The sequence below is a fragment of the Alkalicoccobacillus plakortidis genome (assembly GCF_023703085.1).
Lineage (GTDB): Bacteria > Bacillota > Bacilli > Bacillales > Bacillaceae_D > Alkalicoccobacillus > Alkalicoccobacillus plakortidis.
This window is the reverse complement of record NZ_JAMQJY010000001.1, coordinates 2,583,308-2,604,570: the sequence shown is the minus strand read 5'-3', so window position 1 is coordinate 2,604,570 and position 21,263 is coordinate 2,583,308. Positions and strand designations below refer to the sequence as shown.

Genomic DNA, 21,263 nt, shown 5'->3' with positions numbered 1-21,263 from the left:
TTACGGTTATAAAAACGTAATTGTAGCTAATAATCTCTCAATTATACAATATTCCGCCATTTTGAGAAGTATCTGAGTATTAAGATTCGTTATGTTTTCAGTGATATGCTTCCTAAAATCCAATATCCAATATTAGTGAATTTAGTTTAATGATCAGATTGATTTTTGATTTTATTTGAGTGATTTTCAGTGGTTTTTTACCTATTCTTTTTACCCTAGCGTTTTCTTTATAGTAAGTGTAGAAAGAATCTTAACTGTTCCACAGAATCAATTAGATTTGATGGCTATGAAAACGAGTCTGTTGGAGATTATGGTCACTTGCGGAACAAGAGCTCTTTCATGATTAGAAAAGGAGGAATGAAATTGGAGATTGCATATCCTTTTAAGATCTATAAAAACATTCATGAAGAGATGAACATAAAAAAATCTCTTATCCACATTAATACGCTTGCTCAAATTTGCTTTCGAGCTTCTACACAAGCCCCCGATTACTCACTACCTCATCTCATACTCTTAGATGAGCACGTGGTGGAAGGTGTTAATCAACCTGGAGTTTTTGAAATTAATTTTGCGAACAACTGTTTAAGAAGGCGGGGAGAGGTTAGATCTTTTCATTCTAACGAAAAAGGATATAGGTTAGGCATTTTTCATGAAGGAGATATAAGTGATGCATTACATTCGAATATTAAACAGTATGAAAAAGCCATACTTCTGCATGGTGAATTAAAAGTTATGCCTCAGAGGAAAGGTCTTCATTCGAGTACAAAAGACGTAATTATACAATGGATTACCTTTTAAATGAGCAGTAATAAGAAAGGATCTACTTCTATATGGGTTGTATGAGCTTGGAAGAAATGATTACTTAAATTTATAAGGAGGACGAACGAAAATGGAAAATGTAATAGAACTGCATAAGGTGAATAAGAAGTTCAAAAAGTTCGAGATCAAAGATTTTTCGCTAAATGTTAAAAAAGGATTTGTAACAGGTTTTATTGGTGCAAACGGTGCGGGTAAGTCAACGACGTTAAAAATGATTATGAATATCTTACAACCAGACAGTGGAGAGATTAGAATTTTCGGCGATAGTTATCAAAAGTCGGAAAAAACAATAAAAGATCGTATCGGTATTGTGTATGATGACAATGTATTTTACGAACAACTCACACTCAAGGAAATGAGAGATATTATCGCGCCATCATATTCAAAATGGGATGAATCACAATTTATGAAGTATATTGAACAATTCGAGATTCCTTTAAAGTCTAAAACAAAAACATTTTCAAAAGGAATGAAAATGAAAGCATCTTTAGCTTTTGCCCTATCCCATCATGCAGAGCTAATTATCATGGATGAACCAACTGCTGGTTTAGATCCCGTTTTTAGACGCGAACTTTTAAACATCTTGAATGATCTAATGCAAGATGGTGATAAAACCATCTTCTTCTCTTCTCATATTACAACGGACCTAGACAGAATTGCAGACAATATCTCTTTTATTCATGATGGACAGCACGTTTTTTCTAAAGAATTCGACGCAATTGAAGAAGATTATGCCTTGGTTAAGGGGCCATTGAGTTCCTTAAATCAAAATATTGAACAGAAATTCTTATCTATTAGAAAAACTAGCTCTGGTTTTGAGGGGTTAACAAATAATGTAAACCACCTGATAGTTGAGTTTTCAAATGATAAAGTTTCAGTTGAAAAGGCAAGCCTAGAAGATATCATATACTATACGAAAAGAGGTAAAAAGAATGCTTAATTTAATTAAAAAGGACTTCATCTTACAAAAGAATTTAATGTTTGTGTACCTGATCGTGTTAGCGCTTTTCCTGTCTTCTGATTTTAATTTTAGCTTTGTGATTGCTTTGGTAAGCACGTTGATTCTGTTTAATTCTCAATATTATGATGAGAAAGAGAAAGCTCATATTTTAATTAATTCCTTACCTTATACTCGGAAGGAAATAGTTAGTTCTAAATATATTGGTGGCCTGCTATTCACGCTTTGTTTGATTCCGATTGGATATGTTGGAACTTTCTTTTTAGGCGATACTGTATTAAGTTCTCCAGTACGCAGCATCATTATGGGATTCCTCATAGTTATGGTAGTGTCATCTTTCTTCCTACCATTCTTCTATAAGTTCACACAGCAGTACTTGTTAATTGCATTTTCAATTTTGCTAGCACTATCCTTCTTTCTCTACTCAAAGTTATCTCAATTCATTGCAAAGCACTTTGGTGAGTTTATAGCGTTTTATGAAGGTATAAACGATGGTGTGTTGCTTGGCAGTATAGCTGCCATTGCAATCAGTTGCTATGCATTATCTTGGATGCTTTCAATTAAAATTTATCAAAGAAAAGCTTTTTAAATTCTGAGACATCATATTAGCTATAGAAAATCATTTACTGTAGCAATTATCCTTAAAAAGAAGAGTGTACAGAAATACGGTACTTGTGGTTAGGGCGTTTTTAAAAGTGCTTTATCCATAGGTGCTTTTTTTATATTTACCATAAAATCAAAAATATTATTTGGGTGATATTGTGCAGAGAGAGGAACACGTTTGCGGGCGAATACATCGGAAGAAACGGAAATACATCCAAAAAAGTTCAAATACCAACGATAAAAGCAACTTCAAAAGACAAAGATCAAGAAGGAAACCCAGCTAAAGCTGGCCATTTATAGACAAGTACATTTACCAAGAAAGATAGACGAGTTAGCAACGAAGATAGACTGAATACCCGCGAGAAGGGAGCGAAACCCGTGGAAACAGAGCACATACCCGCGAGAAGGGAGCGAAACCCGTGGAAACAGAGCACATACCCGAGAGAAGAGAGCAATACCCGTGGGATTAGAGCACATACCCGAGAGAAGAGAGCAATACCCGTGAAACTAAAGCCCTTACCCGCAGGACCTCCTCAATTTCCTCTAAACTAAGTGAATGACCCTCACATCACCAAATAAATCCACCCCCACCAATCCAAAAACAGGTATGATAGTCACACAACCTAATTTGCTAGGGGGAGAGAATATGGACAGTACTTTGCTTTCTCGTTTATATGATCAAGTGGACCAATTAACGGATAGAGCTACTCACTTCGTCTCAACAAACCAGCAACTAGAATCTATGGTGACAAAAGCGTATGAGCAATTAAATGATTGTCTTGAGGACAATGGCCAAGGCCAGCTTGTCCTGCTTGAGGGAGGAATTTACCGGGGCACGTGGCTTGAGAGCACGGGCACCATTAATGCTGAAATCCTTTCGCGTTTTATGCCGGACGTCGCTAAAAACACGTTTGAACTTTTTGCGACTCACCAGAGGCAAGACGGACTCATCCCATATAAGTGGACAACGGATGGTCCGGCATATCGGCAAATTCAGATGGTGACTCCGCTGGCTCGTAGTGTGTGGAATCATTACGTTTCCACTGGGAAAAATAAGGCCTTTTTGCAACGCATGTACACGGCGATGGCATCGTTTGATAAGTGGCTCGTCGACAATCGTGATACACGAAAAACAGGTTGCGTCGAAGCCTTTTCAACGTTTGATACTGGTCACGATAATTCTCCGCGCTTTTGGCATGTTCCAGATGTTCCACACGCGGGAGATGCGACCAAATGCCACCCGGATTCACCGACCCTACCATTTATTGCGCCTGACTTAACTGCAAACGTCTATTGTCAGCGCAAGTATCTCGCATTAATGGCAGATGAGCTAGGAGATGATAACAACTCAGATTGGCTATCACTTTCCGACACCAGTTTAACAGGCTTATTCACACATTGTTTTCATGAAGAAGATACGTTCTTCTATGACCTTGATATCAACAATCAGCATGTAAAAGTTCAATCTGACGTGCTGCTTCGGGTGCTGGCTTGTGAGGTTGGGGATCATACTTTATTTAAACAGGCACTCCACAAATATCTACTCAACACAGGAAAGTTCTTTGCTAAATACCCCTTCCCATCCATCTCGCTGGACGAAGCTCGATTTGATCCTACTTCAACAAACTATAATAGCTGGTCAGGCACAACCAATTTTCTTAGCTTAATCCGTGCCCCTCATGCATTTGAATATCATGGCCATGTGGTAGAGCTCACATGGGTGATGCAGCAAATTCTCTCTGCCTTTAATCACATGGATCGTTTTCCACAAACGCTAAATCCGTGGACAGGCGAAGCTGGTTTTACAGAGGTGTATTCTCCCTCCATCCTTTGCTTGCTTGATTATATTGAGCGACTGTCTGGAATCCTGCCTAGGCCAAATGGCGAGCTATGGGTGACAGGTTTGACTCCGTATCCTTACAAGCATGCTGATCAATTATCAGAGACAGCCTATAGCCGGCGTATCAAGGACAATCGGTATGAGCTACTCAACTCACAGGATTCCTGCACCCTCTACCAAAATAAAAAAGAAATCGCCACATTCCCAGCAGGAGTCCGACTGATCCTATCAACCACTGACGAATCCATCTCCATTGTCGGTATGACCGTGCGCACCATAACAGATACTCTGACTTATCGCGGCGTGTCATACCCATTTACACTAAACGGGAATGAAGTCCTTAAGCTTCAAAAAGGAAAATGGGAACAAATAAGCTCTGTTGGTGTTGTCCATCCCACTTATTAATAAACACAGATGTTTAACTAACCGCGATCTGTGGAAACATGGATATAGGTTTATATGCGCATTAGTGCAAAAGCCCCACCGCAACTTTGCGTCTATTTACATGATTTCGCGTCAAGTTTGTTGCAAATTATCTAAGCACTATCAAAAATATACAAAATGTAAGCAACCTACTAGACCTTCTGCCATCAAGCGTTATAATAAGTTCAAAGCAAGACATTATGCTCCAAGGAGAAAGAAAGGGGTAAGACAAGATGGGCTATTATGATTCTCAAGACCCAAATAACAAATCAACACAGCAAGGAAGCTATTCTAATTATCCTAGACATACAGAGCCGCAAGAAAGACAGCGCAAGCCTAAGGGCAGAAAGCGTACAGCCGGGTTATCCGCTTTTGGAGGAGCCGTTCTTGGTGGACTGATTGTTGTATTCACAACACCTGCCCTATCCAACATTGGTTGGTTACCATATGAGATTGAGTCGAACTCCCCACCAACCGAAGAGGTAGGCGGTACACAAATCGATAACAACACAGGCACCTCACAAGCGATTAATCTTAATGTGAGCTCCGGTGTAACCGACGCTGTTGAAAAAGTATCAGATGCAGTCGTAGGCGTCACCAACATGCAGCAGTCGGACATCTTCTCTGCACAAGAAGCAGCTGAAGGAACTGGTTCTGGTGTCATCTACAAAAAAGAAGGCGACAAAGCGTATGTTGTGACGAACAATCACGTAGTAGAAGGCGCCAATGATTTAACCGTTACCTTAACAGACGGCACCGATGTTCCAGCAACCCTACTTGGTGCGGATCTTATCACCGACCTTGCAGTGCTTGAAATTGATGCTGAACATGTTGATACCGTCGCAACATTTGGTAACTCTGAAAACCTTCGTGCAGGTGAACCAACCATTGCAATTGGTAACCCGCTTGGTCAAAGCTTTGCAAGCTCTGTCACACAAGGTATCATCAGTGCAACGGAGCGTAGTATCCCAGTTGACCTTGATGGTGACGGACAGCCAGACTGGAATGCAGAGGTTCTGCAAACCGATGCAGCCATTAACCCAGGTAACAGCGGTGGCGCGCTGATTAATATAAATGGTGAAGTAATAGGAATCAACTCAATGAAAATTGCCCAAAGCGCCGTTGAAGGAATTGGTTTCTCAATCCCAACAGCTGTAGCTGAACCAATCATTAATGATCTAGAAACCTTCGGCGAAGTCAAACGCCCTCAACTAGGTGTAGGCATTCGTTCACTAGCCGATATCCCAGTTCAGCACCGCACAGGCACCTTGAATCTGCCTGAAGATGTCGAAGAAGGTGTGGTTGTAACAAGTGTTGCACCAAACTCCTCAGCCTCTCAAGCAGGCTTACAGGAATATGATGTCATCGTACAAATCGACGGCGAAGACATTTCAGAAGGCGCAGACCTACGTCGTTTCTTATATACAGACAAAGCAGTCGGTGACACCGTAACCGTTACACTATATCGTGATGGTCAACAGCAAGACATCGACGTCCAATTACAAGAACCTCAAAGCTTCTAAATAGATCATCCACAAAAAAGCAGTGACCTATCAACAGGCACTGCTTTTTTCCTGTGTAAAAGGTTATCCACACATATCCACAACAGGTAGGATCACCCCTTATCCTATGTTATAATAGCCATGAAAACGAAAGGACGGATAGTGTATGTATTACGCATGTGACGAGCATATTGAGCTCGCTTTAGACGTCGTTGTCGACGAAAATGAAGTCTTCCCGGTAATGGAAAAGCTTACACAAGAACAAGCCTTATCCACAACCTGCAGCTTCTGTGAAAAACAAGCGATTTACTCTGTGACAAAATAATCAGATACCCACAATGTTGATATGTGGATAAGTTCTGTGGATAACATTTAAAAAGGAGCCATCAACACTGTGAATATCTCCATCGTAACCGTTGGCAAACTAAAAGAAAAATACCTCAAACAAGGCATCGACGAATACACCAAACGTCTCGGTGCCTACGCCAAAATCACCATCACCGAAGTCCCCGACGAAAAAGCACCCGAGAACCTAAGCCAGGAAGACATGAGAATTATCAAAGAAAAAGAAGGAGAACGTATTTTAAGTAAAATTTCACAGGATGCTCATGTCATTGCACTTGCGATAGATGGGAAAATGCAAACCTCCGAGGATTTAGCAGCCAACCTCAACCAGCTCGCCCTGCATGGGAAGAGTAAGATCTGTTATGTCATTGGAGGATCACTGGGATTGTCCGATAAAGTATTAGAGAGAGCGAATGAGAAGCTGTCGTTTTCTAAAATGACTTTTCCACATCAGTTGATGCGGTTGATATTGGTGGAGCAGGTTTATCGGGGGTTTAGGATTAATAGGGGGGAGCCTTATCATAAGTAGGTGAGGTTTTTATAAGATAAAGTTATTTAAAGACCATTTTTTTGCAAAGGTTAATTAAATTTACTGAAACTCATTTGGTTTATTACTTCATAGTTACTTCTAAAGTAATTTAACTCATTATATTTAATCTTTAAGTAATATTCCGTTAGAAAAGCCTTTTTAAAAAAACTAGTTACAAACATCTAACTGGATTAGACGATAGAAACATCATTTCATAAAAAATTATTGATTCTAGATAGCTTAATGTAGCAAATTACTATTTATAAGCTGTCTTGTTTGTTTTTTTATTTGTTTTAGATGTGATAGCTAAATATAAGGAGGCGTTTTGTATGGAAAAGAGTAAAAAAATTTATCATTAATAGCTGAGGTCGCAGATTTTACAAAATCTCGAATGCACAGGTATCCAAGATTCTTGAGATTAGCATCGAAAAAAACAAAGATTTAATGAAAAATCAATTGAACTTAGAGGATTTTTTAAATCCAATTAAATTTATCAATCTTTTAGAGAAAAAAGATTATCTTTTAACACCAGTTGCAAAAGAGAAGGTGTATCAAAAAGTTAAAGATAAATACGAGAAGCAAAAATTGAAGGAGAGTGGGTTAGTTTTTGGAAAAGTATTAAAATCTAATGAACTGGGCATTCGTCCCAATGCTAAAAGGGCAGGTTCTTTTGCGTTTATAGCTCAACAAATTGCCAAAGATAGTAAAAATGGAGATATTTATGAATTCATATATGATTACCACAACAGTAAAAATTTTAAATCTGACCCTAAAGGGCGAATTGAATACCGCATGTATTCTAGCTACATCAGAAATTTAAATTTGAATGATATTATTCTAATGATGAAGTCGCCTAATTCAATCAGTGATTTTATAGTCGGCTATATTCATCCTGGATGTTCAAATTACGATGAGGTTTTAAATCTAATTAATAATTATAAAGTAGGAAGAGGCTCTTCAGCATTAATTCCATCACTAGAGCTAATTACTGTCGGTGTAGCATTTACTGAAATGTTTGATGAGGATGAAAATAAATCAAATTATTCAGAGAATGAGTCTGTCACATTAAATGAGAAAGTAGTTGATAAAAAATTTGGTATAGAGCTCCCAACAACATTGTCTCCTAAAGCGTTAGCTGATTTACTTAAACAAAGCTTGGAAACAGATGGTGTAGACCGTACTGTTACCATACTAAAAAAAATAAAAAGGGATCGTCGATTCCGGAAAGCAGTTTTAGAGGCCTATAATTTCAAATGTGCTGTCACTGGACATTCTATTATGTATGGGGATACACTAAACGTCCAAGCAGCTCACATTAAAGGGAAAGAATTTGGAGGGTCAGATCATCTTACTAATGGACTCCTACTTTCCTTAGATCTTCATTGGGCGTTTGATCGTGGTTTTCTTGCAATAAATGAAGACTTCACTATACAAGTACATGAGAAGATGAAAGAAAACAACATCTTGCAAACCATTGAACGTAAAAAACTTCTTTTACCACAAAATGAAGATTTCTGGCCAGATTTAAAAATGATTAAGTATCACAGGGATAACATTTTTGGAAAATTCGCAATTTAATAATATGAAGCCATGGGTTAGGATACAACCCATGGCTTTTTTTAGTTCCAGACAATTTTAAAATACATGTTGTAAATATATATTATAAAAGTGTTCTCTCATTTTCCAACTATACTCCATTGTTATGGGTCCAATGGAAAGGTAGTATAAGAAGGGTGATAAGATGTAAAATTTATTTAATGAGATCAATAAGCAAGAAATGATAACTTCTTTCCTCTATTATTATCTAAATGCTTTTAGAAGATGTTATTATTAAGTTTTAGTGATTGCATATACTTCAATTTATATTTAAAATAGATGGGAATACATGTTCGTAATGAAAAGAATGGAGGATAGATCTATGAGTGAAACCAAATTAAATGTACTAGATCTATTTTGTGGCTGTGGGGGACTATCACAGGGATTTCTAGATGCTGATTATAATGTGATCCTAGGTGTCGATTTTGAAGAAGCAGCATTAAAAACATTTAAGCATAATCACAAGGATTCTGATGTCTTATTAGCAGATCTCTCTAAGGAAGAAGCTATTGATGAAATTGCTGAAAGTATTGGTAACCAAAAAGTTGATATTGTTATCGGAGGCCCACCCTGCCAAGGTTTTTCTTTAACGGGCTCACGAGATATAAACGATACAAGAAATACACTATATTTAGCAGTTGTTAAAGCTGTTAGGAAATTTAGACCTAAAGCATTTTTAATTGAAAACGTACCAGGAATCGCAACATTGTATAATGGAACAGTTAAACAACAGATAATAAATACTTTTGAGGATATGGGATACAATGTATCAGTATCACCTAAACCATTATTAGCTGCTGATTATGGCGTACCACAGATGAGAAAAAGAATGTTCTTTGTGGGAATAGAAAAGGGATACGGATCTTTTGAATTTCCAGAACCAAAATATACGCCGGAGAGATATGTAACGTGTAGCGAAGCAATTAATGATTTACCAAGTAGAGAGAACGAATTTGGATTAGAAAAAGATGAATATGTAAAGCAACCTCAATCGCAATATCAAGAAATCATGAGGAAAAATAGTAATAAGCTCTATAATCATGTTGCTAGTAAGCATACAGATCAAGTTAAATGGGTTATTAGTCAGGTTCCAGAAGGCGGTAATCATAAAGATTTGCCTCCTGGTGTTGGTGATAGTAGAAAGTTTAATGAAGCTTGGACTAGATATAACAGTAAAAAGCCTTCTCGAACAATTGATACTGGCCATAGAAATCATTTTCATTACAAGTATAATAGAGTGCCAACAGTTAGAGAGAATGCGAGATTACAATCTTTTAGAGACGATTTCGTTTTTCTAGGTACGAGAACACAACAGAACAGACAGGTTGGAAATGCAGTTCCACCTCTTTTATCCTTTAATTTGGCAAAAGCCATACATCAACATTTTCAGGATGTAAAAAACGGAACTAAAAAAGTCAAAGACATAGAACAATTGAACTTAGAACTGAACATATGAAGGTGATATTTTGTCTAAATTAAATACTCTAGAGTTATTTGTGGGATGTGGAGGACTACTCGACGGCTTTGAGAAAGCAAAGCATTACAATACAGTTGCTAGTGTTGAGTGGAAGAATTATGCGTGTGATACTTTAATAAATAGATTGAAAAAGACATATCAATATCAAGATGCTGAGAAAAGGGTTCTTCATTTTGATATCCAAAGAACTGAAGAATTAATAAATGGATGGAAAAACGATGACGAGTATGGTTCCCATATTGGTCTAAATTCTGTAGTCAATAATAGAGATATAGATGTGATTGTCGGGGGACCTCCTTGCCAAGCATATTCAGTAGCAGGCAGAATTCAGGATAAATTTGGAATGAAAAATGATTATAGAAACTATCTTTTCGAAAGTTATTTAAAAGTAGTTAAAGTCTATAACCCTAAGTTGATTGTGTTTGAAAATGTTGAGGGGATGTTATCAGCAGCTCCAGATGGTGAAAATATTGTAGATAAAATTAAAAGAGGATTTAATGAGTATGGTTTTGATATTGTTGAAGATATAAAAGAACAAGCTTTACTTGATTTGACTCAGTTTGGTGTTCCACAAAAAAGAAAGAGAATAATTTTAATAGGGTTAAACAGAAAATACTTTGGAAGTAACATGGAAGAAAACCAAAAATCTCTTCGGTTCTTCTACAATGAAGTTTTAAATAGATATAAATCAGATAAAATAAAAACAGTTCGAGATGCAATAGGAAAACTTCCTGCGTTATTACCATCGGAAGAGGATTATAAATTAGGTAGCCGGAAATATTCTCATTTTCCCAGTGAAACAGATTACACTTGGCATCGTCCAAGATATCATAATAGAAGAGATATAGAAATATTCAGGATATTGGCAGAAGATATCAATATGGGCAATAATAAGTATCTTTCGACTGAAAATCTTAAAAAACTTTATACCGAGAAAACGGGTAAATCATCAAATATCCATAAATATTATGTCCTAAGATGGGATCAACCGAGTAATACAATACCTGCACATTTAAAAAAAGATGGATTAAGACATATTCATCCAGATCCTAACCAAGCTAGATCAATAACAGTTCGAGAAGCAGCAAGGCTACAAACTTTTGATGACAGTTATGAATTCACAGGTAGTATGGTTCAAAATTATGAAATGATTGGGAATGCTGTCCCTCCTGAATTTAGTAAGAGATTGGCTAGTGCCATTTATGACCTATTTAAAGAGAAAGGAATGATTTGAAAAAATCATTCCTTTCTACCGTTTCTCTTAATTTTATAACGATATGACAGTGCGGAAGCATTATTAGGTTTAATAACTTCTTGAACGAATAATTTAAAAGGTGGATAAATCAATGTATTACTACAATGTTGAACACTTTGCAATTTTAATGGCATTACAATTCAATATATTTATTGATGAAGAGCAAGTAGAGGAAGAAAAAATGATTCTGTATAAAGAAGAACTTGATGATGAATTTGTATCAAATAAATTACTAGACACTACTCCAAAGAAGGCCTTAATGCATTCATGTAACTATAGTGATTAACTTAATGAGTGGTTTGTGTAGCGTCTCACGCTTATACGAACCACTATTTGATTTGCATGGAAAATGGAATTAAAGTTTCTGAAGAATTCTTATTATGTAATCACTAATAATACTATTTGAAAATAACTACTTATATGCCGATAAAATTTTAATAGAGTAATTATAATTTAAAACGACTATTAAGGAGTGATAACATGGAAAGAAAGAAACTAGTGTTATGAACCAGATTACTAAAGAGCTTGCAGTAGAAATGAATTTCGATTTCACTTTCCAACCTAGCATTGATGAACGAAGAGTAAAAGGCGTACTAACCGGTAGGTACATTCATAACGGTGATAACATTTTACTTTTGGGACCACCTGGTGTAGGCAAGTCTCATCTAGCCATTTTATAGCATATGAAGCATTAACACAAAGACATCATGCCTTGTTTATTACAACAAATAATTTTATGTTTGAGTGTCAAAAAGCTTAAAGACATGCGTTAATCAAACGAATTATCAAGAGGTATAGTCGACCAGATTTCATCATAGAAGAGCTTGGTTATTTTAGCTTTGATGATTTAAGCGCAAATAAGTTGTTTCAGATCATATCTAAAAGATACGAACATGGTGCGATGATCGTTACATCAAACAAATTGTATGTAGAATGAGGCAAAATATTTGGTGACGAGATGTTAGCTACTGCCATCTTGGATCGCCCCATTCATCATTCAACAACCTTTAATATAAAAGGGAATTCGTATCGACTGAGAGAAAAGAAAAAGGCCGGTGTTCAACCGGCTACCATTTGCTAGTATAAGGGAATTTGATCCCATTGAAAACAGGGCTTCTTTGTGAGCTAAAAACATAATAGACTAGACTAAAAGTGAAGTGAGAAGTATAGAAAGAGGAATGAAATAATTATTAATTAACAACAGTTTAAATAAGGAAAGAGCAATAAATATAAAAATAAAGTTGATTTCTGGGATTGCACTAATAGTTTTTATTTACTTATTTTGTTACTATTTTATTTGACATATAGAAAGATTGAGGGAGGATTTCTAGATGAAAGATAATAAGAGCTTATATTTTGATATCTGGAGAAAGAGAGAGTTTAGAGCATTACTCAGGGTATACACTCAAACAGCAAATCAATTTAAAACTCAAGAAGAAATGATATTAGGGTTTGGTAAGATGTTGGACAGGTACGTTGAGGGTGGGCATCAAAAATATATTGGAACTAAGAAACAGTGGTCAAGCGCATATACATTGGGGAGAGAGTTAGGCGTTTTTCGCTCCAAAATAGGTGAAAGTTATGAATTATCTCGAATAGCAAAGTCGTTTCTAGAGAGTAAGATCTTAGGAAGTGAGTATTTATTATTATATTTATTGAATCTAAACCAGTTAATTGGTGGAAAGTTAGTACATCCTTTCTATGAAGTCTTAATGGTAGTAAAACAAAATGGAGGGCAAATCACTAAAAATAACGTGAAAAATATACCGCAATTTAGATTATCGCAAATAAAGCAAGATAACCAACGTCAAATTGTGAACGTCTTTTTCCATAGGATGGTTGAGGCTCAAGTTATAGAAGCGACCTCCGAAAAAGACACATATAGAATCACTTCAAGGTATTCATTAGATCAATTAATAAAAAATTGCTATATAATAAATAAATTACCAGAAGAAAATGAGAGAATGCAACATGAAGAATATGTAGATATGTTGAGTACACTGAATCCTTTAGTACCAACATATAAATAAGGAGAACAATGATTAATGGAAAAGAGAATTTTAGATAATTATATAGTATCTTTATTGGCAAAACCATTTGTTGTTCTTTCAGGTAATTCAGGAACAGGAAAAACACGGTTAGCACTTAGGTTAGCAGAAAATTTAGAAAAAAAGAGCTACAAAGTAAACACATGGGTGCAAATAGATATAAATAAACAGGGAGGGATAGTAAGTAAGACAGAAGAGGAAATTAGAGAACTCTGTATTGATTCAAATGTGTTTATAGCTCACATTAATGATAAAGAATTTGAGATTCAAATAGAAATGAGTGCTCAAATCATTTGCATTAATCCGGTATTCTGGAATCATATTAATGATGATGGATACACGAAGATAAATTTAGGAACAGCTGTAAGAATACCTGTTGAAAAAAGACATGCGCTGATTCCAGTAGGCGCAGACTGGACTGATACAAGGAGTTTAATTGGTTATATTAATCCTTTTGGTCCTGAAGGGAAAACAATTTATGTAATGACCCCTATGTTAGAACTACTTCTGCGGGCTTTACATCCAACAAATAAGTATCTCCCGCATTTTATAATTTTAGATGAAATGAATTTATCTCATGTAGAAAGATACTTTAGCTCATTTTTATCAGCGATGGAAGCTGCACGGAGTACTTCTGAAACTGAGGGCATTAGTTTAATAGAACTTGCAGATCTACCTATTATATTAGAGACACTTCAAATGTCTGAGAATGTAGATGAAAAGATATTAGATAGTGCAAAACTGCTCATGGATGATAATAAAAGTATTACACTTCCACCCAATATATTCATTGTTGGTACAGTAAATGTAGATGAAACTACCTATATGTTCTCTCCAAAAGTATTAGACCGTGCGCATATTATAGAATTAGAGACAGAACATCCTTCGAACTACTTTAATCAGAAACCAGGCGAGGAGGACGTCATATATAATAGAGACACACTCCTTAATCATTTTAAATCTTCCATAGAGTATAGAGAAATTGAATATCAAGGAAATAACTTATTGGAAAATCTAGAAAGTAAATGGGGAGATCGAGATGGATTTAACTTAGCAAAAAGAGAAATGGAGATACTCCTTTCCGGAATGTATAGTATATTAAAGATTGTGAACTTTGATTTTGGATATAGAACCTTTAAAGAAACTATAGAGTATCTTTACTTCGCAACATTATATAATCAATCAAATAGTGATTGGATTGATTATATGGATAATGTTCTTCTACAAAAGGTTTTACCCAAATTGCATGGCAATCGCAGACAGTTAAGTGATGTATTAGAAATGTTAATTAAATTTCTAAAAAAAGAGACTTTTGAGGATTTAGAGTCTAGCTTAACAGTTAAAGAATCATCCGAAGAATATAATACTAATACTGATACATTACTAATTAGAAATAATCTTGATTTACCTAGAAGTATTGCAAAATTAGAGAGAATGAGGTCTTCATTAAATAATATAGGCTATACTTCCTTTATTAGTTAGGGGCTTAATTATGTTGGCTTTAAATCAATTTGTTATTAAATGGGAAGATACTAACATACAATTAGAAATTCAGATGATAACAGGAGAAAAAGGTTCTATTATTCAATTAGAGGATTCGAAACCAAATGTTTTTGGTTATTTATCGGCGGAAAATAAAGAGGAAGAATTTCCGACATTAGGATATAATATTCCCAAACTAAATATGTTTCATTCATTATTACTAAGAGAAGAGTCCTCCTATTTATTAAAGATATTACTTCCAAAAAAACATTTAGAAGAAAGCGACTTCTCTAGTCCTTTTGCTAATAGCTATGTAAATCATTTTATTAAACTGTTCCCAAGTAACATTTGGAGAAAAATAAGAATCAATGAGCAAGAATTTATTGAAGTTTTAGGGGAACTCCATACTAAAAATTTTGTTGGTACCTTAGATTTATCAATAAATAATAGACACTCTTTTTTATGTGAAGTAGCGGCTAAGAAAGTAAATTATGAAAATTCATACAGTGAATTATTAAATAATATAGCTGAAGAATCTAGCAATTTAATAATGCAATTTAGCGGGTTAACAAGTACGAAGGTATTAAACGATAATTCAAATTCGATAATTTTTAGTAAAGTAATACAATTAAGAAGTATAATGAAAGAGTTACCTTTAGCTATTGATATAATCCTTAATAATATTCACTCTAATATAGATAAGGAATCTATTTTAGAACCAATTGGGTTTGGTCATATTTCTGACTATTCTAGTATTACTAGTAAATCTTATGTGTTGGATTTGCAAGTAGGAGGAACACTTAACAAGAAGTTTAGGGGATATACACCCCAAAAAATAATTTCTGATCAGAGTAAGGAATCAATTGACACAGTAGAAAACAGATACGTTAAAAATTTCTTAGAAGAAACACACTATCTGGTGAATAATCTAGTTCGTCAGATACGTCTGGTTATTAAAAAAAGTAGTAAAAATAAACTTTATAAGATTTATATTAGTGAAACAAATAGTTGGCTTACGATTTTAGAAGACTATTTAAACAATAATATTTTTAGGAAGGTAAGTAAGCTTAAATATTTTCCTTCAAATTCACAAGTATTACAAAATAGAGTGGGATATCAAGATTTATTATTGTTGGATTTAAGACTTCAAAGTGGGCTTTCATTATCTTGGAATCCAATCGAGGCAATTACCAGTGACGTATACGTTAAACCTATATATGAACTTTATGAAATTTGGTGTTTCTTTATAATTAGGAACTCTTTAGGGAATATTTTTGGAACAGAAAATAAAGAAAGCAATGTATGGTATCAGGAGAATGGAAGTATTAATTTTAATTTAAAAAAGGGTACTAATAGTTGTCTTGTATACCAAAGAAATAAAATAAAAGTTAATTTATACTATAATAAAGAATTTAGTAAGCAAACAACTTTAGGTAAGTCATATTCGATAAAACTAAGACCTGATTTTACAATATTTATTTCAGATAGTACTAGAAGAGAAAATGGTTATTATATACATTTTGATGCGAAATATAGGATCGAAAAATTAAATCAATATCATGAATTAGATACTAAAACAAGCAAAAAAGATGATCTAGTAAAAATGCACGCCTACAAAGATGCTATAGATAAATCATTAGGCTCCTATGTTTTATATCCAGGAAACGAATTTATTAACTTTCAAGAAAGTTCAACTATATTACCCGGAATTGGTGCGATTCCACTGATACCGAATATTAACGATACTAAGAACAAATTCGAATTATTTTTAGTTGAAATAACAAATTTTATAACGGATAAGATTTTAAAAAATAAATAATTACTGTAAAATAAAAGTTAAGAAATTAAGAAAATCTGGTATTCTGGCCAGATTGGGCGTATGCAGTTGTCTCGTTAAAAACATAGCCTTCCTTGTGGGCTTTAATGATGTCAGTAACTTTGTTGCGACCTTTAAGAAAATTGAAGGGATGACACCGAAGGTCTATCGCCAAAGCTATCAGCATCAATCAGGAAGACTGCCGAGTGAGGGGTAGTCTTCTTAGGTTGATCCGCGATTACGATCATTGCTTTCATATTTTCATATAACTATGGAAAATATTCATACTATAATAAAATGAAAGCGGTTAATATTAGCTGTATCCACTTAGTCAGTGATCGTAGGAGGTTATTATTATGTTGCAAGCTCAAAACGGAGAATTTATGTTAGATGGCAAGCCTTTTCAGGTGTTGTCTGGAGCCATTCATTACTTTCGAACGGTGCCTGAGTACTGGGAGGACCGCCTCCGCAAGCTGAAGGCAATTGGTCTGAATACAGTGGAGACCTATGTTGCTTGGAATGTTCATGAGCCTAAAAAGGGAGAGTTTCATTTCTCGGGTCTCGCAGATCTTGAGACGTTTATTGAAACGGCTCAGAAGCTAGATTTGTACGTAATAGTCAGGCCTTCTCCATACATTTGTGCGGAGTGGGAGATGGGTGGGTTGCCTGCGTGGTTATTAGTAGAAGGAGATATGGTGCTTCGCTCCAGTCATCCAGCGTTTTTACGTCATATTGAAGAGTACTTTAACGTACTTCTTCCAAAGATTGAGAAGCATTTAAGTAAGTACGGGGGACCGGTTATTGCGATGCAAATTGAAAATGAATATGGTGCGTATGGGAACGATCAAGCGTACCTTGAATTTTTCAAAGGGCAATACGAAAAGCATGGAATCGATACGTTTCTGTTCACTTCGGATGGGCCAGTGTTTATCGAACAAGGCTCGTTACCAGTTGTAACAACGACGCTGAATTTTGGTTCACGGGTAGAGGAAGCGTTTCATACGTTAGAACAGTATAAGCCCGGCTCTCCGAAAATGGTCGCTGAATTCTGGATCGGCTTGTTTGATCATTGGGGAGGCGAGCATCATACAAGAGATCCAAAAGATGCTGCGAATGTGTTTGAGGACTTAATGAAAATCAACGCCTCGTTGAATGTCTATATGTTCCACGGGGGCACGAATTTTGGCTTTATGAATGGTGCTAATCACTATGACGAGTATTATCCAACCATTACAAGCTATGACTATGACAGCTTGTTAACGGAGAGCGGAGACATCACTCAGAAGTACAGAGATGTGAAAGATGTCTTACGTAAATACGTGGATGTACCGGAAGACATCGAGAATGAGATTCCAACAAAAACTTATGGTTCCGTCAAACTACAGGAGTCTGTCAGTTTATTCGATACCTTACACGACATAAGCTCTGTGAAAGAACACTTGGTTCCACTATCCATGGAGGATGCAGGACAAGCATACGGGCTTATTTTATATCAAACGGAAGTGAACCGAAAAGGGGAATTAACGTTAGATACAGAGCCTATCCGTGACCGTGCCTATGTGTATATAAACGGGAAGCTTGGAGAAGACGATCTACATTAACGATCAAGAAAAAACCGTTCAGCTACACTTCCCAAATGAAATGAACACACTGGAGATCCTTGTTGAGAACATGGGGCGAGCCAATTACGGTAAGCATCTGACAGACAAGAAGGGGATCATTCGTAACCTTTGGTTAGGGGAGCAATATTGGTTTGATTGGAAGATGCATGTGATTGAGCTAGATGTCCTTCCTAGTGATTATGCGGGAGGGAAGGAGGAGCGTTTTCCTAAGTTCTATCAGGGAAGCTTCGATGCTAGCGAATGTCACGATACATTTGTGGACACGGAAGGCTTTATAAAAGGGAATGTATTTGTTAACGGGTTTAACTTAGGTCGCTACTGGAATGCCATGGGACCACAGCGGACCTTATACGTACCTGGGCCGTTATTAAAGGAAAAAGACAATACGATCACCATATTAGAGCTTGAGGGAACGACGGCAGATGAAATTACGTTAGTCGATCAGCCTAAGCTAGGTTAAACAGAACCCAGTAGCATTCCTTGGAATGACTGGGTTCTTTCTCATAGAGGTTTCAAATTATCATATATTCTTAGAAGAATTTCGTACTCGCATTATGTAAGCGCTTATAATTAGGGTGAATTCGTAAGAACGACCGCAAAAAAGAAACGAGGAGAGTGAATGATGATTCAAATGAAAAGAATGTTTGGTACTTGTTTAGCTGTTGCTGTCTTAGGTATACCGACTATAGGTGGACAGGCTGGCGTAGCAAACGCAGCCTCTGAACCGGTACAATCCGAACTATTCGTAGAGAAGGTAGAGGGACTAGATGAAGATTTTATTAGAGGGGTAGATATATCGAGTGTGATTGCTATGGAAAATAGCGGAACGGTCTATTACAACGAAGAAGGGGAAGAGCAAGATGTGTTTCAGACTTTTAAGGAGGCAGGAGCCAATTACGTGCGAGTGCGTGTATGGAATGATCCATACGATGCTGAAGGGAACAGCTATGGCGGAGGAAATAATGATCTAGAAACGGCGATTGAAATTGGAAAACGAGCCACAGAAAATGGGATGAAACTATTAGTAGACTTCCATTACTCCGACTTTTGGGCGGACCCAGGGAAACAGTTCCCCCCTAAAGCATGGGAGAATTTAAGTCTTGAAGAGAAAAAAGCTGAGCTATATGACTTTACGAAGGATAGTTTAGAAGAAATGCTTGCTGAAGGAATACACATTGGGATGGTTCAGATCGGTAATGAAACAACAAATGGGCTTGGCCGGTGAATATGATTGGTCTAATATCACGTCGTTGATCAATGAAGGAAGTAAGGCGGTAAGGGAAGTGGACGAGGATATTCTCATCGCTTTACACTTTACAAACCCTGAAAGAGAAGGGAGATACGCATTCTTTGCTCAAACATTAGACGAGCAGAATGTAGATTATGATGTCTTTGCAAGCTCATGGTACCCGAATTGGCACGGAACATTAGAGAATCTGACGACTATTTTTAACGAGATAGCGGAGACCTACGATAAAAAAGTAATGATGGCAGAAGTCTCGTATTCGTATACAAATGAAGACCGGAATGGAGATCCGATTGGTACGGAGGAAGTTCCGGGTTATTCAATCTCCGTACAAGGTCAAGCTCACGTAATTAGAGATGCAATTGATGCGGTGGCGAGTATTGGGGATGCGAGTATTGGGGATGCGGGTATAGGTGTGTTTTACTGGGAGCCAGCTTGGATTGATCCAAGCTGGATATACGGAGGACGAGCTATACGATATTAGGGAAACACATGGCTCTGGTTGGGCATCAAGCTACGCAGCTACCTACGATCCAGAGGATGCAGGCAAATATTACGGTGGAACGTCAGCTGATGACGAAGGATTGTTTGATTATCATGGCCATCCATTACCATCAATCAATGTGTTCAAAGATGTCTACACTGGAGCTGTGACAGAATTAAAGGTTGATCGAATACATGATGTTCATCTCCAGATTAGCCTTGGTCAAACAGCAAAGTTACCTGAAACGGTAACAGTCAGCTTTAATGACCGAAGTACTCAGGAGGTACCAGTAAGCTGGGACGAGGAAGCATTCCAGCAAGCTCTAGAAAGTGGACTGGGATCATATGTGATTAACGGAACAGTAGAAGATGGACAACAAGTAAAAGCACATCTCGAAATCACTCAAGAAAATGTTGTGAAGAATCCTAGTTTTGAAGATAGTGAGAGAGCGATGTGGGAGATCACGTATGGGGAAGGGCTACGTCCTCACACAAGCTTTCAACATAACCCAAACGATGCGAGAACAGGTAGCTATGCGTTGCATTTTCACTCAGAGGAAGAAGTTGATTTCAAAATAGAGCAGCGCATCACTGGTTTGGAGCCTGGATACTATGATTTATCTATGTTTATCCAAGGTGGAGATGCAAGTGAATCAGATATGTATCTTTACGCACATACATCAGAAGAAGAGTATCGACAGGATACAGCGGTTCGCGGTTGGAACAACTGGGATCAACCTGAAATAAACGAGATTCTAGTATTAGATGGAGACATAACAATTGGAGCAAATGTAACAGCAAATGCAAACGCATGGGGAACAATCGATGATTTCAGTCTCGTTCGTGTTGGTGATATAGATCAACATGACTTGAATGAGCAGCTCTCGGAAACGCTTGAGGGCTATATCGCTTCCGGCGACATAACGGGGCCACTTGTATCACAGCTTCAAAATAGCTTAAAACAGGCCAGACATCATTATGATGCAGGAAGAACAGGACAGTACGAGCATTTCCTGAACAAGTTCCTCACACAAATGAATAATCACAATAAGCATATAACGGCTCATGCTAAGGAAGAATTGGAGAAGAAAACGAGGTTAATGCTAGAGCAGTAAATATCTAGAAACACCGCCTTAGCTGCGGTGTTTTTTTATCAACTACATTAGTTTACAGAAAATTCATACCATGATATGTTAAACCTTTAAAACGCGAGTAAGAT

At 36.6% G+C, this 21,263-nt stretch carries 18 protein-coding genes and 2 pseudogenes; all 20 read left to right on the top strand.

Features of this window, described 5'->3' with window-relative positions; all coding sequences use genetic code 11:
• The first annotated feature begins 363 nt into the window (after positions 1-363).
• Positions 364-798: a hypothetical protein gene (locus NDM98_RS13630; RefSeq protein WP_251608550.1), complete on the top strand. Its 435-nt coding sequence runs from the start codon at positions 364-366 to the stop codon at positions 796-798.
• Between the two features lie 91 nt (positions 799-889).
• Complete coding sequence (locus tag NDM98_RS13625) at positions 890-1,759, top strand: ABC transporter ATP-binding protein (protein ID WP_251608549.1); 870 nt, start codon at positions 890-892, stop codon at positions 1,757-1,759.
• Positions 1,752-2,366: an ABC-2 transporter permease gene (locus NDM98_RS13620; protein ID WP_251608547.1), complete on the top strand. Its 615-nt coding sequence runs from the start codon at positions 1,752-1,754 to the stop codon at positions 2,364-2,366. Before NDM98_RS13625 ends, NDM98_RS13620 begins: the two co-directional genes overlap by 8 nt.
• Positions 2,367-3,026: 660 nt before the next feature.
• Positions 3,027-4,625 (top strand): MGH1-like glycoside hydrolase domain-containing protein, encoded by a 1,599-nt coding sequence (locus NDM98_RS13615; RefSeq protein ID WP_251608545.1) that lies wholly within the window; start codon positions 3,027-3,029, stop codon positions 4,623-4,625.
• A gap of 251 nt (positions 4,626-4,876) precedes the next feature.
• Complete coding sequence (locus tag NDM98_RS13610) at positions 4,877-6,166, top strand: S1C family serine protease (protein ID WP_251608542.1); 1,290 nt, start codon at positions 4,877-4,879, stop codon at positions 6,164-6,166.
• Between the two features lie 145 nt (positions 6,167-6,311).
• Positions 6,312-6,470 (top strand): CxxH/CxxC protein, encoded by a 159-nt coding sequence (locus NDM98_RS13605; RefSeq protein WP_251608540.1) that lies wholly within the window; start codon positions 6,312-6,314, stop codon positions 6,468-6,470.
• Positions 6,471-6,539: 69 nt separating this feature from the next.
• Positions 6,540-7,019: a 23S rRNA (pseudouridine(1915)-N(3))-methyltransferase RlmH gene (gene rlmH, locus NDM98_RS13600; protein WP_251608537.1), complete on the top strand. Its 480-nt coding sequence runs from the start codon at positions 6,540-6,542 to the stop codon at positions 7,017-7,019.
• Positions 7,020-7,463: 444 nt separating this feature from the next.
• A complete protein-coding gene (locus NDM98_RS13595; RefSeq protein WP_251608534.1) occupies positions 7,464-8,597 on the top strand; it encodes an HNH endonuclease in 1,134 nt (377 codons plus the stop codon).
• 340 nt (positions 8,598-8,937) lie between these two features.
• Positions 8,938-10,071 carry a DNA cytosine methyltransferase gene (locus NDM98_RS13590; RefSeq protein ID WP_251608532.1) on the top strand — a complete coding sequence of 378 codons (1,134 nt, stop codon included), beginning with the start codon at positions 8,938-8,940 and terminating at the stop codon, positions 10,069-10,071.
• 10 nt (positions 10,072-10,081) lie between these two features.
• Positions 10,082-11,326 carry a DNA cytosine methyltransferase gene (locus tag NDM98_RS13585; RefSeq protein ID WP_251608529.1) on the top strand — a complete coding sequence of 415 codons (1,245 nt, stop codon included), beginning with the start codon at positions 10,082-10,084 and terminating at the stop codon, positions 11,324-11,326.
• 112 nt (positions 11,327-11,438) lie between these two features.
• Positions 11,439-11,633: a hypothetical protein gene (locus tag NDM98_RS13580; protein WP_251608526.1), complete on the top strand. Its 195-nt coding sequence runs from the start codon at positions 11,439-11,441 to the stop codon at positions 11,631-11,633.
• A gap of 253 nt (positions 11,634-11,886) precedes the next feature.
• Positions 11,887-12,428 (top strand): annotated as a pseudogene (locus NDM98_RS24835) (ATP-binding protein); the annotation flags it as partial.
• A 250-nt stretch (positions 12,429-12,678) separates the two neighbouring features.
• Positions 12,679-13,377, top strand: coding sequence for a hypothetical protein (locus tag NDM98_RS13570; protein ID WP_251608523.1), 699 nt, complete (start codon positions 12,679-12,681; stop codon positions 13,375-13,377).
• A gap of 15 nt (positions 13,378-13,392) precedes the next feature.
• On the top strand, positions 13,393-14,877 hold the full coding sequence (locus tag NDM98_RS13565; protein ID WP_251608520.1) for a DUF8727 domain-containing protein: 1,485 nt from the start codon (positions 13,393-13,395) through the stop codon (positions 14,875-14,877).
• 10 nt (positions 14,878-14,887) lie between these two features.
• Entirely contained in the window at positions 14,888-16,696 is a 1,809-nt protein-coding gene (locus tag NDM98_RS13560; RefSeq protein WP_251608517.1) for a DUF2357 domain-containing protein, read from the top strand.
• A 52-nt stretch (positions 16,697-16,748) separates the two neighbouring features.
• Positions 16,749-16,910 (top strand): helix-turn-helix domain-containing protein, encoded by a 162-nt coding sequence (locus NDM98_RS13555; RefSeq protein ID WP_285803927.1) that lies wholly within the window; start codon positions 16,749-16,751, stop codon positions 16,908-16,910.
• Between the two features lie 139 nt (positions 16,911-17,049).
• Complete coding sequence (locus tag NDM98_RS13550; RefSeq protein ID WP_307728816.1) at positions 17,050-18,294, top strand: glycoside hydrolase family 35 protein; 1,245 nt, start codon at positions 17,050-17,052, stop codon at positions 18,292-18,294.
• Complete coding sequence (locus NDM98_RS24125) at positions 18,272-18,775, top strand: beta galactosidase jelly roll domain-containing protein (protein ID WP_307728815.1); 504 nt, start codon at positions 18,272-18,274, stop codon at positions 18,773-18,775. Before NDM98_RS13550 ends, NDM98_RS24125 begins: the two co-directional genes overlap by 23 nt.
• Before the next feature lie 159 nt (positions 18,776-18,934).
• Positions 18,935-20,214: pseudogene (locus tag NDM98_RS13545) on the top strand (arabinogalactan endo-1,4-beta-galactosidase); the annotation flags it as partial.
• Positions 20,212-21,159 (top strand): Ig-like domain-containing protein, encoded by a 948-nt coding sequence (locus NDM98_RS13540; RefSeq protein ID WP_251609151.1) that lies wholly within the window; start codon positions 20,212-20,214, stop codon positions 21,157-21,159. The pseudogene NDM98_RS13545 and the gene NDM98_RS13540, both read left to right, overlap by 3 nt.
• Positions 21,160-21,263: the final 104 nt, after the last annotated feature.

What these genes read in the sequence shown, in the direction of transcription:
- NDM98_RS13560 (WP_251608517.1), top strand. Translation starts at nt 14,888, where the DNA reads ATGTTGGCTTTAAATCAATTTGTTATTAAATGGGAAGATACTAACATA.
- NDM98_RS13565 (WP_251608520.1), top strand. Translation starts at nt 13,393, where the DNA reads ATGGAAAAGAGAATTTTAGATAATTATATAGTATCTTTATTGGCAAAA.
- NDM98_RS13595 (WP_251608534.1), top strand. Translation starts at nt 7,464, where the DNA reads ATGAAAAATCAATTGAACTTAGAGGATTTTTTAAATCCAATTAAATTT.
- NDM98_RS13570 (WP_251608523.1), top strand. Translation starts at nt 12,679, where the DNA reads ATGAAAGATAATAAGAGCTTATATTTTGATATCTGGAGAAAGAGAGAG.
- NDM98_RS13615 (WP_251608545.1), top strand. Translation starts at nt 3,027, where the DNA reads ATGGACAGTACTTTGCTTTCTCGTTTATATGATCAAGTGGACCAATTA.
- NDM98_RS13625 (WP_251608549.1), top strand. Translation starts at nt 890, where the DNA reads ATGGAAAATGTAATAGAACTGCATAAGGTGAATAAGAAGTTCAAAAAG.
- NDM98_RS13610 (WP_251608542.1), top strand. Translation starts at nt 4,877, where the DNA reads ATGGGCTATTATGATTCTCAAGACCCAAATAACAAATCAACACAGCAA.
- NDM98_RS13605 (WP_251608540.1), top strand. Translation starts at nt 6,312, where the DNA reads ATGTATTACGCATGTGACGAGCATATTGAGCTCGCTTTAGACGTCGTT.
- NDM98_RS13550 (WP_307728816.1), top strand. Translation starts at nt 17,050, where the DNA reads ATGTTGCAAGCTCAAAACGGAGAATTTATGTTAGATGGCAAGCCTTTT.
- NDM98_RS13580 (WP_251608526.1), top strand. Translation starts at nt 11,439, where the DNA reads ATGTATTACTACAATGTTGAACACTTTGCAATTTTAATGGCATTACAA.
- NDM98_RS13590 (WP_251608532.1), top strand. Translation starts at nt 8,938, where the DNA reads ATGAGTGAAACCAAATTAAATGTACTAGATCTATTTTGTGGCTGTGGG.
- NDM98_RS13620 (WP_251608547.1), top strand. Translation starts at nt 1,752, where the DNA reads ATGCTTAATTTAATTAAAAAGGACTTCATCTTACAAAAGAATTTAATG.